We start from the raw sequence: 15,378 nt of genomic DNA on the forward strand, positions 1-15,378 counted from the left end.
TCTGAGCGGGCTTTTTGCTTTGCGGCCGTCATTCCTGTTCACCCTCGCAGCAATAAAAAAGCCCGCTCTGCGTCGGGCGGGCTTTCTCTTCAGTTTGCCAAGCAGGAATCGAATCCGGTCAGACGCCCCACAGCACGTCGGTCTTGTTGTCACGCGCCGAGCGCAGCATTTCCAGCAGCGGGTAGGCGCGCGTGGAGAAGGTGACGAGCTCGATCGGCTCGTGTTCGTTGTCCTCGACTTCGCCATGGTGCGCCTGAACATCGCGCTCCACCTGTTCCGAGACTTGGTGCTTGCGGCTTTCCTCGATTTCGCCCTCGAGCAGCGCGACGGCGCGCGGCGCTTCCTCGGCGGTGATGACACCGCGTTCCAGATCCTTATGCAGCAGGTCGAGGATGCGCTTGGCATGTTCCTGGTACATCAGGACCTCAGGATAGGATTTGCATTTGAAAGTGATCAGCATAGCTATTCCGTTCTTCTGTTAGTGACTAAACGATAACACGTCTTGAAAAAGCGGTCATCCCGCGCACGCATTTATGCGCCAGGCCGCCGCAGCAGCCATGCGAGCCCCAGAATCGCCACCGTCGCCATCGCGGTCAGCGCGGCGCCCGCCAGGTAGCCGTCCGTGGCGCTTCCACCGGCGATCGAGCTCATGCAAAATCCCAGTCCACCCCATGCCAGGCTGTTCGCCCCCTCCAGCAGGGAAGTGAGCGTGTCGGTCTTGCCGCGGGTCGTGTAATCGCTGCGCGTGGCCGGCTTGCCGCACCAGTGCACGATCACCGCCGCGGTACAGGTCGCGCCGCTCACCGTGAAGCAGGCCAGCAGCCCTGCAAGCGGCTCGCGCATGACCAGCCAGGCCAGGGGAATGAAGGCGATCGCCAGCGCCGGCATCGCGCCCGCCGCCAGCTTCGCGAGGCGTATCAGTCTCGAGGAGGCAGGCGCCATCACCAGCAGGTCCGGCGCGTCTTCCGCCGACACGACGATCCACGCCAGCGAGGCAGTCAGGGACGCGCACAGCAGGGTGAGGCCGGCCGTGATGGCAGGGTACTGGATGTCGGTCTCGCCGAATACGAGCAGGAAAATCGGCAGCAGGTAGATCAGCTGCAGCGCCACCTGTGAAATGAGGTGCGGATCGCGCCTGATCAGGCGCCACTCCTTGCGCACGACGGTGTCGAAGAGGCCGGCGCCGAAGCGGTAGCGCACCTCGCGCCCCGAGCGCTGCGACACCCTGGAGGACGACGCCACCTGTTGCAAGCCATGGACGAAGAAGCGGTGCGTCCACGCCGCCGTCAGTGCGAATGCCGCGCCGGCAAGCAGCACCAGGCCAAGGATCGGCCACGGCTCGCCCAGCAGCGCGCGGCCCGGCAGCCAGAGGGGACTGGCTGCGCCCAGCGCACCGCTGGAAGAGAAGGCGCGCGAGAATGCCTCCATCGCTTGCGCTTCGCGCGATCCCGACAGGTAGTTGAAGAGCTGCGCCAGGATGAACAGCAGCGCGCCGGCCAGCGCACCGATGACCTGGGCAACCACGCGCGTGCGGCGCGCGCCGATGAGACGCACGAGCGCCAGCGTCAGCAGCATCGCGGCACAGGCCAGCACCGTCGCGCAGCCCACCACCACCGGATACACCGCCAGCCAGCGCACATGCCCGAGCGCGGCGCCTGCATGCGCGAACGGTGTCAGGAAGAATAGGTAGAGGGCCGCGGTGCCCGCCACCACGACGCCGAGGCGCACCGTGAAGATGCTGCGCGAGGACAGGGGCGAAGAGAGCAGCAGATCCATGTCGCCGCGTTCGAACAACACCAGCACACTGGTGTGCAGTGCGCTCGAGAGCATGAAGGTCATGCAGCCATACAGCAGCGCCGTCACCGCGACCAGCACGCGCGGATCGCTCGTGTCGATGTCGCCAGTACGTCCGACGATGAAGAAGGCGATCCCGTGCAGGGCCAGCCATACCAGGCCGACCGTGGCCAGGCCCGCCGCTCCCGGGCGCCGGGCGCTGTTCGCCTTTCCCGGGGACGCGTTATACCAGGCGAGCCTGACCTCGTGGCGCAGCAACCAGCCGATGCTGCCGGGTGCGCCCATCATGGTTGCGCGGTCAGTTGCAGGAACACTTCCTCCAGGCTGGCGCCACTGGTGCGTTCACGCAGCTCGTCAAACGTGCCTTCGGCGATCAGGCGCCCCTGGCGGATGATGCCGATGCGCTGGGCCAGGCGCTCCGCCACTTCGAGGATGTGGGTGGTCAGGATCACCGTGCCGCCCTTGGCGACGTGGGAGAGCAGCAGGTCCTTCACCTGGCGCGCTGCGGCGGCGTCCAGTCCGGTCAGCGGCTCGTCGAGGATGAGCAGTTCCGGATCGTGGATCAGCGCGCCCGCCAGCGCCAGCTTCTGCTTCATCCCACGCGAAAAGCCTTCGGTCAGCTCGTGCGCATGCTGGCTCAGGTCGAGCCAGTCGAGCAGGGTGCGGGCACGCGCCTCCGCCTTCTTGGCGCCTACGCCCCACAGGCCGGCGACGAATTCGAGGTATTCGAATGGCTTGAGCTTCCCGTACAACATGGGATCGTCCGGCAGGTAGGCCAGCCTGCGCTTGGCCTCCCCAGGCGCCTCTCCCAGGTCGATCCCGAGCACCTCGATGCGTCCCGCATCCGGCGCCACCAGGCCGGATACGATGCGCAGCGTGGTCGTCTTGCCGGCGCCGTTGGGGCCGAGCAGGGCGTACAGCTCGCCGCGCTCGACCTGGAGGTCGAGCCCGTCGACGGCGGGCCGGCCGTAGGCCTTGTGCAGTCCCTTGATACGCAGGGCGGGAAAGGTGTCGTTCGTCGTCATTGCGGCGCGAAGGAAGAAAGGAACTGCTCGGTTTCCTCGGGCTTCATCGCGCCCGGCTTGCCGACCACGATGACCTGGTAGACGCGCGTGCCTTTCGCCACGAAGCGTCCCACCAGCCGGACCGGTCCGCCATTGCCCTTGCCGGTCGCGTCGACCTCCAGCGGCGCGCCGGACGATGGAGCGGCGGCGGTGTCGGCGGCGCCGATATTGCGCAGCAGCGCCTGGCGCATCGCCGGCAGCGTTGCCTGCGCCATGGCGGCATCCGGCGCCACCGCGGTGCCGACGGCGAAGGTATTGCCTTCGACCTCGGCGGCCGTCATCGTCATGTCGACACGGATGCCGCCCAGATCGACGCTGCGCGTGTGCGTGGACGGCTTGGCCGGGAACAGCACGCGATAGGCGCCGTCGCTGCTGGTGTAGTCACGCCAGTTGTAGGTCGGCGAGCATCCGCCCAGCAGCGCGGCGCCCAGGCCTGCGAGAAACAGTTGTTTGATGTGCATGCCACGATGGTAGCAGGCAGCACTTCTTCCGTACACCGTTCGCGTTTCACCCCTCGCGCAGCGCGCGCCGGTACTGGATCGCTTCCGCGACGTGCCCGGCCGCGACGTGTTCCGCGCCGGCGAGGTCGGCGATGGTGCGCGCCACCTTGAGCACGCGGTGGTAGGCGCGCGCCGACCAGTGCAGCTGCTGCATGGCCGCGCGCAGCAGCGCTTCGCCGGCGGCGTCAGGCCGGCAATGGCGGTCGATGTCGCGTGGCGCCAGTTGCTGGTTGGGCTTGCCCTGGCGCGCGAGCTGGATCGCGTTGGCGCGTGCGACCCGCTCGGCCACCTGGCTGCTCGCCTCGCCCTCGGCCTGTGCGCTGATGCTCTCCGCCGGCATGGCCGTAACCGCCAGCTGGATGTCGATGCGGTCGAGCAGGGGGCCGGAAACGCGGTCCTGGTAGCGCTGCGCCGCCTCCGGCGTGCAGCGGCACTTGCCGGACACGTGCCCGAGCCAGCCGCAGGGACAGGGATTCATCGCCGCGACCAGCTGGAAGCGGGCCGGGAAGTCGGCCTGGTGCACGGCGCGCGAGATCGTGATGTGGCCCGACTCCAGCGGTTCGCGCAGCACCTCGAGCACGCGCCGGTCGAACTCCGGCAGCTCGTCCAGGAACAGCACCCCGTGGTGCGCCAGCGAGACTTCGCCGGGCCGCGGCACGTTGCCGCCGCCGACCAGGGCCACCCCGGAACTCGTATGGTGCGGACTGCGAAACGGCCGGCGGCGCCAGCGCTCCGGCGCAAACGTCCCGGCGATCGACTGCACCGCGGCCGACTCCAGCGCCTCGTCCTCGCTCATCGGCGGCAGCAGGCCGGGAAAGCGCGAGGCCAGCATGCTTTTGCCCGCGCCGGGCGGCCCGATGAGCAGTACCGAATGCGTGCCCGCCGCCGCCACCTCGAGGGCGCGCTTGGCCATCTGCTGGCCTTTGACTTCCGCGAAGTCCGGGTAGTCGGGCGGAACGATGGAGGCGCTGCCCTGATGGCGGGCCAGCCTGTGATGGTCGGCCCCGTGGGCGAAGTGGGCGCACACCTCGAGCAGGGTGCGCGCCGGATAGATGGCGGCGTCGCTCACCAGCGCGGCCTCATCCGCATTCGCGAGCGGCAGGATGAAGGCGCGGGGGCGGCCGCCATCGCTGTGGCGGTGCATGGCGAAGGTCATGGCCAGCGCGCCGCGGATGGGCCGCAATTCGCCCGAGAGTGAGAGCTCACCTGCGAATTCGTAGCGCGCCAGCCCTTCGGAAGGGATCATCTGCGCAGCCGCGAGGATCCCGAGCGCGATCGGCAGGTCGAAGCGGCCGGATTCCTTCGGCAGATCGGCCGGCGCCAGGTTGACGGTGATGCGGCGCGGCGGGATGGTGAAACCGGAGTTCTGCAGGGCCGCGCGCACGCGGTCCTTGGCCTCGCGTACTTCGGCGTCGGGCAAGCCGACGATGGTGAAGGCGGGCAGCCCGTTCGCCAGGTGGACCTCGACATTGACGGCAGGCGCCGCCATGCCGGCCAGGGCGCGACTGCGTAAGACGGCGAGGCTCATGGGGCATCCTGGAAGTGAGAACTCGCAGGATGGTGGCACCGCTTGAAACTTCGCTTGTTGAGCCCACCCAAGCCTGCATCACGCGCGGCCTGGGCTGGCGGTGGCAGGCCTCAGACCTCGCGCAAGGTCACGACGGGCATCGTCAGCGCGCGTTTGTCCTTGAAGAAAGCGATATCGAACAGGGCCGCAGCGCCGACCACCTCCTTGCCCAGCTGGCGCAGCAGGCTTGCTGCCGCTTCGATGGTGCCGCCGGTGGCCAGCACGTCGTCGACGATCAGCACGCGCTCGCCCTTGATGCGCTCGGGCTGGATCTCGATGGTCGCGCTGCCATATTCACGCTTGTAATCGATGCTGATTGATTTTCCCGGCAATTTACCGGCCTTGCGCGCCATGGCGAAGCCGACCTTGTGCTCCAAAGCCAGTGCGCCGGCGATCATGAATCCGCGCGCATCCATGGCCAGGATGAAATCGAAGTGCAATTCATCGGTCTTCGCGTGCAAGGTGTCGACGGCAAGGCGCCAATACTCGGGATTATCGAAAATACAGCCGACGTCGATGAAATTGACGCCCGGTTCCGGATAGTCCTGGAAGAATTCCAGGGGAACGCTGTTGAAATCGTTCATGGGTAGTAGCGGTGGATGGTGAAGCGAATGGAGAGGGAAGCGCGATTATCGCCGGTCTGCGCAAAGGCTGCGCGATGTTGCTGCGAGATTTGGAGACTTTTCCAGGTACATCGCCGTGCTAGGCTGTCTTTTTTGCGCTGGAGAATGTTGTGGGAGTGAAGTGCTTGGCCGCCGCGCTGGGTTTGCTGTGCGCGATGGCCGCAGCCGATAGCCATGCCCAGGTGTACAAATGGGTCGATGCCTCGGGGAGGGTGGATTCCGGCGACCGGAACGACCGCGAGGTCGCCCAGCGCGACGTCGGCAGCTTCTGCTCCTGATTCATCAACCCGAAAGCCCTCAATTGAATATCGACGTATCGCTCGCCGACACCATCGAGCAGGACGAAGTCCTCCACCTGTATCGCGCCAACGGCTGGTCCTCGAGCGAGAAGCCGGTCCAGCTCATGGCGGCGCTGCGCAACTCGCACGCGCTGGTGACGGCCCGCATCGACAGGCAACTGGTCGGACTGGGCGACGAGGAAAGGATGCGGCGGGCCTTTGTCCGCATCCTGGGCAAGCCGCCCCAGGCCGTGCTGCGCGAGGCGCGCCTGCGCACGGGTTACGACCTGCCTGAGATATAGCCGGGCGCGTTCGACGGCGCTCAGCCGCACTCGCCCACGTAGTGGCACTCGCCGCAGCGGGTGCAGCCATCCACCTTGCGCAGGGCCCGCGCGCCGCATTCCGGGCACTTGGCCCCGCTGACCGTCGGCAGGGCGCCGGCTGCGGTCGCCGGCTGCGGCTCGGTTTCCAGAGACAGGCCCTCGCCGCGCGCGGCGAAGCGGCGCGCCAGTTCCGGCACCGCCAGCTGGTTGCCCCAGGCGTCGAGGAAGCCGCGGCGTATCAGGACCCGCTGCAGCATGAAGGCGATCGCCGCCACTTCCGAATCGTGGTAAACCGGCACCTGGGTGCCGTCCTCGCGCGTGAGGTAGCCGCAGCGCACCGGGCCCTTTTCCCATACCACGTCGCGCATGTCCGCCAGCGCCCGCGCGATCGGGCCGCCGGCGCGCGCCACCATCGACAGCAGGCGCATCGAGGCGGTAATCCACTGCTGTCCGTCGGTGCGCTGGTTGGAGGGCATGAAGAACTCGAAGGGACGCTCGATGGTCGCCGGCCTGCCATCGAAGATGCCGTCGGCGCGGATGAAGCTCACCGTCAGGTAGGCGGTCTTGCGGCCTTCCTGGGTCGAGTATTCGATCTTGGAGGTCACCGATTCGAGCTCGCCCAGCGGCCGCCGCTCGAAGCGCTTGCGCAGCGGGTCTTCGTCAGGCTGCGCGGCCTGCGGGGCTGCGTTCGAGGTCGACAGCACACTGCCCAGCACCGTGTTCGGACGGTAGGTCGCCAGGCCCTTCAGGCCCGCCTGCCAGGCCTGGCTGTAGAGATCGCGGAAGTCGTCAAAAGGATAGTCTTCCGGCACGTTGACGGTCTTCGAGATCGCCGTGTCGACGAAGGGCTGCACTGCCTGCACCATGCGCAAGTGCTCGATCGCGCGCATCTCGAGCGCGGTCACGAAGGCGGGCGGCAGGGCGTCCACGTCGTAGCCCATCCGGCGGTACAGGCGCCAGGCATGGTCCTCGACCTGGTAGCCGCGCATGGAACCGTCCGCCATGCGCTTCTTGCGCTGGTAGGTCCAGGAGTAGGGCGGCTCGATGCCGTTCGAGGCATTGTCGGCGAAGGCCAGCGAGATGGTGCCGGTGGGCGCGATCGACAGCAGGTGGGAGTTGCGGATGCCGTACATGCGGATCGCCTCGCGCAGCCAGTCGGGCAGGCGCTGCACGAACTGGCCGTCCAGGTACTTGTCCGCGTCGAACAGCGGGAAGGGACCCTTCTCGCGCGCCAGCGCCACCGAGGTGGCATAGGCCGCATCGCGCAGGGTCTCGGCGATGCGCGCGGCCATCGCCCGCCCCTCGTCGGAATCGTAGCGCAGGCCCAGCATGACGAGGGCGCTGCCCAGGCCCAGGAAGCCGAGGCCGATGCGGCGCTTGGCCTGCGATTCCGCCTGCTGCTGCGGCAGCGGCCATTCGGTCGCGTCCAGCACCAGGTCGAGCATGCGCACGCCCACCGCCGCGACTTCGCACATGCGCTCGAAGTCGAAGGAGGGGCTGGCGCCGAACGGATCGTCGACGAAAGCCGTGAGGTTCACCGAACCCAGGTCGCAGCAGCCGTAGGCGGGCAGGGGCTGCTCGCCGCAGGGATTGGTGGCGTGCAGCTGTTCGGCGTACCAGAGATTGTTTTCCGCATTCATGCGGTCGATGAAGAGCACGCCCGGCTCGGCGTGGTCGTAGGTCGAGGCAATGATGCGGTCCCACAGCTCGCGTGCGCGCACCTGGCGATACGACCAGCGGCCATCGTCCAGGCGGCGCGCGCCGGCCATGTCTTCCTCGCCCGGCTCGGCGCGGTGGACCAGGTCGAACATGGCGTCGCTTTCCACCGCGCGCATGAAGTCGTCGCTGACGCCGACCGAGATATTGAAGTTGGTGAGGCCGCCCGCGTCCTTGGCGGCGATGAAGCGTTCGATGTCGGGGTGGTCGATGCGCAGCACGCCCATCTGGGCGCCGCGCCGCGCGCCGGCCGATTCGACCGTGCGGCAGGAGGCATCGAACACTTCCATATAGGAGACCGGTCCGGAGGCGCGCGAGCGGGTGCCGTGGACCTTGCTGCCCATGGGGCGGATGGCGCTGAAGTCGTAGCCGACCCCGCCGCCGCGGCGCATGGTCTCGGCCGCCTCGGCCAGGGCGGTATAGATGCCGGGCAGGGGGCCGTCGTTGCCGGAGATCGAATCGCCGACCGGCTGCACGAAACAGTTGATGAGGGTGGCCTGCAGGCCGAGGCCGGCGGCCGAGGCGATGCGTCCGGCGGGCACGAAGCCCTGTTCCTGGGCCCAGAGGAAGTGCGCTTCGCGCTCCTCGCGCCCGTCTTCGGCTTCGAGCGCGGCCAGGGCGCGCGCCACGCGCCGGCGTACGTCGACGATGCCGGTTTCGGCGCCCTTGGCGTATTTCTCGCGCAGGACGTCGAGCGAGACTTCCTGCGGCGGCAGGCCGCCCGGCGCCGTGTCGACTGCATTCATGGTGCGCACCTCACCGGCATGAATGCCGTCGCAGAATCAGGGTTTGTCGAGGACGACGTGGGGCGTGGCCGGATCGGTGGCGCCGGGGAGCGGGCCGGCGGAAGATGCGGCGGCCGAAGGGGTGGCCGAAGCGCTCGCGCCGGACTGGCCGGCCAGGCGGGCTTCCAGTTCCACCACGCGCAGCTCCAGCGCTTCCAGGCGGGCGCGGGTCTTGGCCAGCACCTGGGCCTGGATGTCGAATTCTTCGCGGGTGACCAGGTCGAGCTTGGAGAAGCCCTGGGTCATCATCGCCTTGACGTTGCGCTCGATGTCCTTGGCCGGGGTGCTTTCCAGCGCCTGGTTGATCTTGCCTTGGATGTCGTTGAAGAAGTTGTTCATATCCATTTCCTGGTCAGGCGGCGTGCTGCACCACGACAGTGCAGCGACATCCGCTTTGGTGCGTGGCGCGGGCTTGGCAACCCTTTGCGCCGGTTGACGGGCTTGTTCTTATCGCAAATGGGGCGGATGGCTGAGAAAACAAGCACCCGAAACCACCCCAGGCAGCGGTTTTTGCGCTGGCACGCATCCTGCTAAAGAGTTATCAGGCGTGCAGCAGACAGGATTGTAAACCGCAACAGCTCCGCCCGGAGCCAAGTTGACTATAAGGGGAATGTCATGAAGTGCAAAGCAAGTGCAGCAGCAGTGAGCTGGGCCATCCTGGCCCTTTCCAGCGTTCCCGCCTTCGCGCAAGAAGCGACTCCTGAACATCAGATCAGCTACAACGCCTCGATCACCAGCGACTACCGTTACCGCGGCCTGTCGCAGACCCGCCTGAACGGCGCGCTGCAGGGCGGCGTCGACTACACGCACAGCCCGACCGGCCTGTACGTGGGCACCTGGCTGTCCACCATCAAGTGGACCAAGGATCTTGGCGGCGACGGCAGCATCGAATGGGATCTGTATGGCGGCAAGCGCGGCAACATCAGCGAAAACCTGACCTATGACGTTGGCGGCCTGTATTACTACTACCCGTCGAACGACCTGAACCCGAGTGCCAACACCTTCGAACTCTACGCGCGCCTCGGCTTCGGCCCGGCCTACGTGAAGTACTCGCACTCGACCACCAACCTGTTCGGCACCGCGAACAGCAAGCGCAGCGGCTACCTGGATCTCGGCGCCGACATCGACATCGGCGACAAGATGCTCCTGAACCTGCATGCGGGCCGCCAGGAAGTGAACAACAACGGCGCCTACTCGTACACCGACTACAAGGCCGGCATCACCAAGGACTTCGGCGTCGCCAGCGTGTCGATGGCCTGGGTCAAGGCCACTACCAAGGCCTACCTGAGCCCCGAAGGCAAGGACCTGGGTCGCTCGATGGTCGTGCTCAGCCTGTCCAAAACTTTCTGATAGTCAAAGAGGTATCACCATGAAAATGATTACCGCCATCATCAAGCCCTTCAAGCTGGACGAAGTCCGTGAAGCGCTGTCGGAGATCAATGTGCAAGGCATGACGGTCACCGAAGTAAAGGGTTTCGGCCGCCAGAAGGGCCACACCGAGCTGTACCGCGGCGCGGAATACGTGGTCGATTTTCTTCCGAAGATCAAGATCGAGGCCGCCGTCGACGACGCCGTGGCCGAGCAGGTGATCGACGCCATTTCCGGCGCCGCCCGCACCGGCAAGATCGGCGACGGCAAGATCTTCGTGGCCGACCTGAACCAGGTCATCCGTATCCGTACCGGCGAGACCGGCAACGACGCACTGTAAGAGGAACCCGATGAAATCCACCCTTACCAAAGTCCTGGCCGGCCTTACCGCCGCCAGCGTGGCGCTGCCGGCCCTGGCGGCGCCTTCCATCAACAAGGGCGACACCGCCTGGATGTTCGTGGCGACCCTGCTCGTCATCATGATGTCGATTCCCGGCCTGGCCCTGTTCTACGGCGGCCTGGTGCGCGCCAAGAACATGCTGTCGGTGCTGATGCAGGTCTTCATGGTGTTCTCGCTGATCATTGTCCTGTGGTGCCTGTACGGCTACTCGCTGGCCTTCACCCAGGGCGGCACCGCCTTCATCGGCGGCTTCGACCGCGTCTTCCTGAACGGCATCTACGACGCCGCCGCCGGCACCTTCAGCCAGGCCGCGACCTTCAGCAAGGAGACGATGATCCCCGAGTTCATCTTCGTCGCCTTCCAGGGCACCTTCGCCGCCATCACCTGCGGCCTGATCGTCGGCGCGTTCGCGGAGCGCGTGCGCTTCTCGGCAGTGCTGGCCTTCATGGTGATCTGGTTCACCTTCGGCTACCTGCCGGTGGCCCACATGGTCTGGTTCTGGGCCGGTCCCGACGCGATCACCGATGCGGCTTCGCTGGCCAAGGTCACCGCCGACGCCGGCTTCCTGTGGCAGAAGGGCGCCCTCGACTTCGCGGGCGGCACCGTGGTGCACATCAACGCCGCCGTGGCCGGCCTGGTCGGCGCCTATGTGATCGGCAAGCGCACGGGTCTGGGGCGCGAATCGATGGCCCCGCACTCGCTGACCATGACCATGATCGGCGCCTCGCTGCTGTGGGTGGGCTGGTTCGGCTTCAATGCCGGCTCGGCGCTGGAAGCGGGCGACATCGCCGCCCTGGCCTTCATCAACACCCTGCTGGCGACCGCCTGCGCGGCCGTCTCGTGGATGTTCGGCGAGTGGATCTTCAAGCGCAAGCCTTCGCTGCTGGGCGCGGTGTCGGGCGCGGTCTCGGGCCTGGTGGCCATCACCCCGGCCTGCGGCTTCGTCGGTCCGATGGGCGCCCTGGTCATCGGCCTGCTGGCCGGCGTGGTCTGCCTGTGGGGCGTGACCGGCCTGAAACGCCTGCTGGGCGCCGACGACTCGCTGGACGTGTTCGGCGTGCACGGCGTGGGCGGCATCCTGGGCGCGCTGCTGACCGGCGTCTTCGCTTCGCCGCAGCTGGGCGGGCAGGGCATCTGGGACTACATCGCCAACAAAGGTTCGCCGGACTACTCGATCGCCGGCCAGGTCTGGGTGCAGGCGCAAGCCGTCGGCATCACCATCGTGTGGTCGGCCGTCGTCGCCTTCATCGCCTTCAAGCTGGTGGACGTGGTGATCGGCCTGCGCGTGCCGGTGGAGCAGGAGCGCGAAGGGCTGGACATCACCAGCCATGGGGAATCGGCCTACCATTCCTGATCCGGAACGGCTGAATGCTTCGCGGGGCGCCTTCGGGCGCCTTTTTTGCGTCACGGGCAATCATACGTCTTTAAAATGGCAACATCGTCCCCACCTTTGCGCGACGATATAATTCAAACAAGCCATCACTAGGACGTCCACCCATGGTTCCGCACCTCGCCACCGCCCTGACCGGTCCTCTTCTCGACCTGGAAAAGAAAATCCTCGAAGCCACGCCCGCGATCGAGCGCTGGTTCCGTCTCGAGTGGCAGGAGCACACACCGCCGTTCTATTGCTCGGTGGACCTGCGTAACGCCGGCTACAAGCTGGCCCCGGTGGACACCAACCTGTTCCCGGGCGGCTTCAACAACCTGTCCACCGAGATGCTGCCGCTGGCGGTGCAGGCCGCCATGGCTGCGATCGACAAGTATTGTCCGGACGCGCGCAACCTCCTGATGATCCCGGAAACCCACACGCGCAACCCGATGTACCTGCAGAACGTGGCGCGCCTGATGCAGATCTTCCGCCAGACCGGCCTGCACGTGCGCCTGGGTTCGCTGTCGCCGGAGGTCACCCAGCCGACCCCGCTGGCGCTGCCTGACGGCAATATGCTGGTGGTCGAGCCCCTGGTGCGCTCGCCGAACGGGCGCCGCGTCGGCCTGGCCGATTTCGATCCCTGCACCATCCTGCTGAACAACGATCTCTCGGCCGGCATCCCCTCGATCCTGGAAAACATCCACGAGCAGTCGCTGCTGCCGCCGGTCCATGCCGGCTGGGCGCTGCGCCGCAAGAGCAACCACCTGAAAGCGTTTGATGAGGTTGCCAAGAAGTTCGGCAAGCTGATCGAGATCGATCCCTGGCTGGTCAACCCCCTGCACAGCAAGGTGGGCGAGGTCGACCTGCAGGAAGACGTGGGCACGGAACAACTGGCCGACGCCGTCTCGGCCCTGCTTTCGAAGATCAAGAAGAAGTACAAGGAATACGGCATGAAGGAGCAGAAGCCCTTCGTGATCGTCAAGCCGGACGCCGGCACCTATGGCATGGGCGTATTGAGCGTCAAGGATGCCAGCGAGGTGAAGGACCTGAGCCGTGCCCAGCGCGCCAAGATGACCGTCATCAAGGATGGCCTGGCCGTCACCGACATGATCGTGCAGGAAGGCGTGCCGACCTTTGAATCCATCAACGATGCGGTGGCCGAACCGGTGGTGTACATGATCGACCGCTACGTGGTCGGCGGCTTCTACCGTGTGCACGCCGAGCGCGGCATCGACCAGAACCTGAACGCGCCCGGTTCCCGGTACGTGCCGCTGGCATTTGCCCAGCAACATGCCGTGCCGGACCTGAAGGCGAAGCCGGGTACGGCCGCGCCGAACCGCTTCTACGTCTATGGCGTGGTGGCGCGCCTGGGCCTGCTGGCGGCGTCGCTCGAGCTCGAGCGCACCGACCCCAACCCCGAAGTGTATTGATTCAGGTATCGGTGCCGACGGCGTCCCAGTCGTCCTCATCGCCGTAGCGGATCATCCAGTTGATTGCGTGGTGCCATTCCAGCACCACGCCCGGGTTCAGGCCGGCGGGCGGCTCGCGCCGGTTGAGGTGAGCGTCGCGCACTGCCCAGTGCAGGCGGTACAGGCGATCGGCCCAATCGAGGATCTCTTCTTTCGGACGCACCCGGATCGCCTCGCGCAGCATGACGGCGTCGCCCAGATCGTGCGGATACAGCGGCAGGATGGCTTCGGCGCTCGAGGGCGCGGCCGGCATGCCCGGATCGTCGACCAGCCCCGCGCACCAGGCCAGGAACATCATTGCTTCCAGGCGCCAGGAAAAGCGGATCCGGTCTTCTTCCTGCGGGGCGTCGTCGAAAAGGAAGGTCGCTTCGTCGGCCGTCAGCAGGGTACGTCGCGCCAGGGGCGAGAAATATTCCTTGAAAAAGGCGTTCTGGCGCAGCATGGCGGTGCCGACCACGCCCCACAGGGCCACCAGCCGTCCCCACAGTTCCTCCTCGGTGCGCAGGGTGGTCGCTCCGGCATCCTCGATCATCGGCAGGTGCGGATTGATGGGAATTCCGTGTTCCTGCAAGAGTTTCTCGTTCGCTTCCCGGCGTGCTTCCGGCGTCATGCGCTCCTCCATGGATGGTTTGGCAAGACGGTAGCATCGAACGCCGGTGAGCGCCCACACCCCCGCAAATAGGGTCGCCGTCCGCGAGAAATCGCGTTTCCGGCTAAAATCAGTGCATTGCCCGCACTGGACAGCCCATGAAAATCGCCTTCCTCGCCGACCCGCTCTCCACCTTCAAGATCTACAAGGATTCCACCTTCGCCATGATGCGCGAAGCGGCGAAGCGCGGCCATGCCGTCTACGCCTTCGAGCAGCGCGACATGGTGCTGGAAGAGGGCGTCGTCACCGCCGAAGTCACGCGCATCCACCTGACGGGCGAACAGGAGCCCTGGTACCGCGCCGACGCGCCGGAAATCGTGGAGCTGAACGTGTTCGACGCCATCATCGAGCGCAAGGACCCGCCCTTCGACATGGAATATGTCTACGGCACCTATCTGCTGGAACTGGCCGAGCGCCAGGGCGCGCGCGTATTCAACCGCGCCGGCGCGATCCGCGACCACAACGAGAAACTGACCATCGGCCAGTTCAGCCAGTTCACCTCGCCGACGCTGGTATCCTCGAACCCGGCGCGCCTGCGCGCCTTCCACGAGAAACACGGCGACGTGATCTTCAAGCCCCTGGACGGCATGGGCGGCGCCGGCATCTTCCGCGTGAAAGACGACGGCATGAACCTGGGCTCTGTGATCGAGTCGCTGACCGACAACGGCAAGCACACCATCATGGCGCAGAAATATATCCCGGCGATCAAGCAGGGCGACAAGCGCGTGCTCGTGATTAACGGCAAGCCGGTCCCCTTCACCCTGGCGCGCATTCCGCAGGGCAATGAGGTCCGCGGCAATCTGGCGGCCGGCGGCAAGGGCGTGGCCATGCCGATCACGGAGCGCGAGCAGGCGATTGCCGAGGCCATCGGCCCGGAACTGGCGGCGCGTGGCCTGTTGCTGGTAGGATTGGATGTGATCGGCGATTTCCTGACAGAAGTGAACGTCACCAGCCCGACCTGCTTCCAGGAGATCACCGACCAGACCGGATTCGACGTGGCCGCGATGTTCATCGACGCGGTCGAACTGAAAGCAAACGAGAAGTAACGACATGGTAGGCATCCTGCTCCTGACCCACGCACCGCTGGGCCAGGCATTCATCACCGCGGTGGCCCACGTATTCCGGGGCCCGACGGAGCGTTTCGAGGCGATCGACGTGAGCGCCGACCAGGACCTGGCCCAGGTGAACTGCCTGGCCAAGGAGGCGATCGCGCGCCTGGACGAAGGCGACGGCGTGCTGGTCATTACCGACATCAAGGGCGGCACCCCCTCGAACTGCTGCAATTCACTGCAGGACGCCGGCCACGTGGAAGTCATCGCCGGCATCAGCCTGCCCATGCTGCTGCGCGCGATCACCTACCGCCGCGACACCCTCGACGTGGTGGTCGAGATGGCCCTGGCCGGCGCCCAGAACGGCGCGGTGCGGGTCGACAACCGGATCCGCGTCGGATCGAGCTGAACACAATCACAACGA

At 66.3% G+C, this 15,378-nt stretch carries 16 protein-coding genes and 1 pseudogene; 8 read left to right on the top strand and 9 right to left on the bottom strand.

Annotation, left to right across the window (positions count from 1 at the left end; all coding sequences use genetic code 11):
* Nucleotides 1–118 precede the first annotated feature (118 nt).
* The 6 genes from ACQ7JA_RS23970 to ACQ7JA_RS23995 all read right to left on the bottom strand — a co-directional run bounded on the left by ACQ7JA_RS23970 (nt 119) and on the right by ACQ7JA_RS23995 (nt 5,509).
* Nucleotides 119–460, bottom strand: a complete 342-nt coding sequence (locus tag ACQ7JA_RS23970; protein ID WP_430902215.1) for a DUF1840 domain-containing protein — start codon at nt 458–460, stop codon at nt 119–121.
* Nucleotides 461–531: 71 nt separating this feature from the next.
* Entirely contained in the window at nt 532–2,082 is a 1,551-nt protein-coding gene (locus ACQ7JA_RS23975; protein WP_430902216.1) for a putative ABC transporter permease subunit, read from the bottom strand.
* Nucleotides 2,079–2,819 carry an ABC transporter ATP-binding protein gene (locus ACQ7JA_RS23980; RefSeq protein WP_430902217.1) on the bottom strand — a complete coding sequence of 247 codons (741 nt, stop codon included), beginning with the start codon at nt 2,817–2,819 and terminating at the stop codon, nt 2,079–2,081. The genes ACQ7JA_RS23975 and ACQ7JA_RS23980 overlap by 4 nt, the downstream gene beginning before the upstream one ends.
* A complete protein-coding gene (locus ACQ7JA_RS23985) occupies nt 2,816–3,319 on the bottom strand; it encodes a hypothetical protein (RefSeq protein WP_430902218.1) in 504 nt (167 codons plus the stop codon). Before ACQ7JA_RS23985 ends, ACQ7JA_RS23980 begins: the two co-directional genes overlap by 4 nt.
* A gap of 46 nt (nt 3,320–3,365) precedes the next feature.
* Nucleotides 3,366–4,886, bottom strand: a complete 1,521-nt coding sequence (locus ACQ7JA_RS23990; protein ID WP_430902219.1) for a YifB family Mg chelatase-like AAA ATPase — start codon at nt 4,884–4,886, stop codon at nt 3,366–3,368.
* A 110-nt stretch (nt 4,887–4,996) separates the two neighbouring features.
* A complete protein-coding gene (locus ACQ7JA_RS23995; RefSeq protein WP_430902220.1) occupies nt 4,997–5,509 on the bottom strand; it encodes an adenine phosphoribosyltransferase in 513 nt (170 codons plus the stop codon).
* A 155-nt stretch (nt 5,510–5,664) separates the two neighbouring features.
* Between ACQ7JA_RS23995 and ACQ7JA_RS24000 the strand changes: the two genes are divergently transcribed.
* Nucleotides 5,665–5,826: a DUF4124 domain-containing protein gene (locus ACQ7JA_RS24000; protein ID WP_430902221.1), complete on the top strand. Its 162-nt coding sequence runs from the start codon at nt 5,665–5,667 to the stop codon at nt 5,824–5,826.
* A 23-nt stretch (nt 5,827–5,849) separates the two neighbouring features.
* Nucleotides 5,850–6,128 (top strand): hypothetical protein, encoded by a 279-nt coding sequence (locus ACQ7JA_RS24005; RefSeq protein ID WP_430902222.1) that lies wholly within the window; start codon nt 5,850–5,852, stop codon nt 6,126–6,128.
* Nucleotides 6,129–6,148: 20 nt separating this feature from the next.
* On the opposite strand, the gene ACQ7JA_RS24010 is transcribed toward ACQ7JA_RS24005, so the two are convergent.
* Nucleotides 6,149–8,611 carry an adenosylcobalamin-dependent ribonucleoside-diphosphate reductase gene (locus ACQ7JA_RS24010; RefSeq protein WP_430902223.1) on the bottom strand — a complete coding sequence of 821 codons (2,463 nt, stop codon included), beginning with the start codon at nt 8,609–8,611 and terminating at the stop codon, nt 6,149–6,151.
* A 153-nt stretch (nt 8,612–8,764) separates the two neighbouring features.
* Nucleotides 8,765–8,995 (bottom strand): annotated as a pseudogene (locus ACQ7JA_RS24015) (accessory factor UbiK family protein); the annotation flags it as partial.
* A gap of 270 nt (nt 8,996–9,265) precedes the next feature.
* Between ACQ7JA_RS24015 and ACQ7JA_RS24020 the strand changes: the two are divergent.
* The 4 genes from ACQ7JA_RS24020 to gshA all read left to right on the top strand — a co-directional run bounded on the left by ACQ7JA_RS24020 (nt 9,266) and on the right by gshA (nt 13,217).
* Nucleotides 9,266–10,000, top strand: a complete 735-nt coding sequence (locus ACQ7JA_RS24020) for a TorF family putative porin (RefSeq protein WP_430902224.1) — start codon at nt 9,266–9,268, stop codon at nt 9,998–10,000.
* A 19-nt stretch (nt 10,001–10,019) separates the two neighbouring features.
* Nucleotides 10,020–10,358, top strand: coding sequence for a P-II family nitrogen regulator (gene glnK / locus ACQ7JA_RS24025; protein WP_231059620.1), 339 nt, complete (start codon nt 10,020–10,022; stop codon nt 10,356–10,358).
* A 10-nt stretch (nt 10,359–10,368) separates the two neighbouring features.
* Nucleotides 10,369–11,772: an ammonium transporter gene (locus tag ACQ7JA_RS24030; protein WP_430902225.1), complete on the top strand. Its 1,404-nt coding sequence runs from the start codon at nt 10,369–10,371 to the stop codon at nt 11,770–11,772.
* 143 nt (nt 11,773–11,915) lie between these two features.
* The gene (gene gshA, locus ACQ7JA_RS24035) at nt 11,916–13,217 is read left to right on the top strand and encodes a glutamate--cysteine ligase (RefSeq protein ID WP_430902226.1); all 1,302 of its coding nucleotides are present in this window, start codon (nt 11,916–11,918) and stop codon (nt 13,215–13,217) included.
* Between the two features lies 1 nt (nt 13,218).
* On the opposite strand, the gene ACQ7JA_RS24040 is transcribed toward gshA, so the two are convergent.
* Entirely contained in the window at nt 13,219–13,866 is a 648-nt protein-coding gene (locus tag ACQ7JA_RS24040) for a DUF4272 domain-containing protein (RefSeq protein WP_430902227.1), read from the bottom strand.
* Between the two features lie 137 nt (nt 13,867–14,003).
* Here ACQ7JA_RS24040 and gshB point away from each other — a divergent pair, with 137 nt between their 5' ends.
* Together gshB and ACQ7JA_RS24050 are read left to right on the top strand one after the other, a co-directional pair.
* Nucleotides 14,004–14,951, top strand: coding sequence for a glutathione synthase (gene gshB, locus ACQ7JA_RS24045; RefSeq protein WP_430902228.1), 948 nt, complete (start codon nt 14,004–14,006; stop codon nt 14,949–14,951).
* Between the two features lie 4 nt (nt 14,952–14,955).
* Complete coding sequence (locus ACQ7JA_RS24050) at nt 14,956–15,363, top strand: PTS sugar transporter subunit IIA (protein ID WP_430902229.1); 408 nt, start codon at nt 14,956–14,958, stop codon at nt 15,361–15,363.
* Nucleotides 15,364–15,378: the final 15 nt, after the last annotated feature.

The sequence above is a fragment of the Massilia sp. BKSP1R2A-1 genome (genome assembly GCF_050586525.1).
Classification (GTDB): Bacteria; Pseudomonadota; Gammaproteobacteria; order Burkholderiales; family Burkholderiaceae_D; genus Telluria.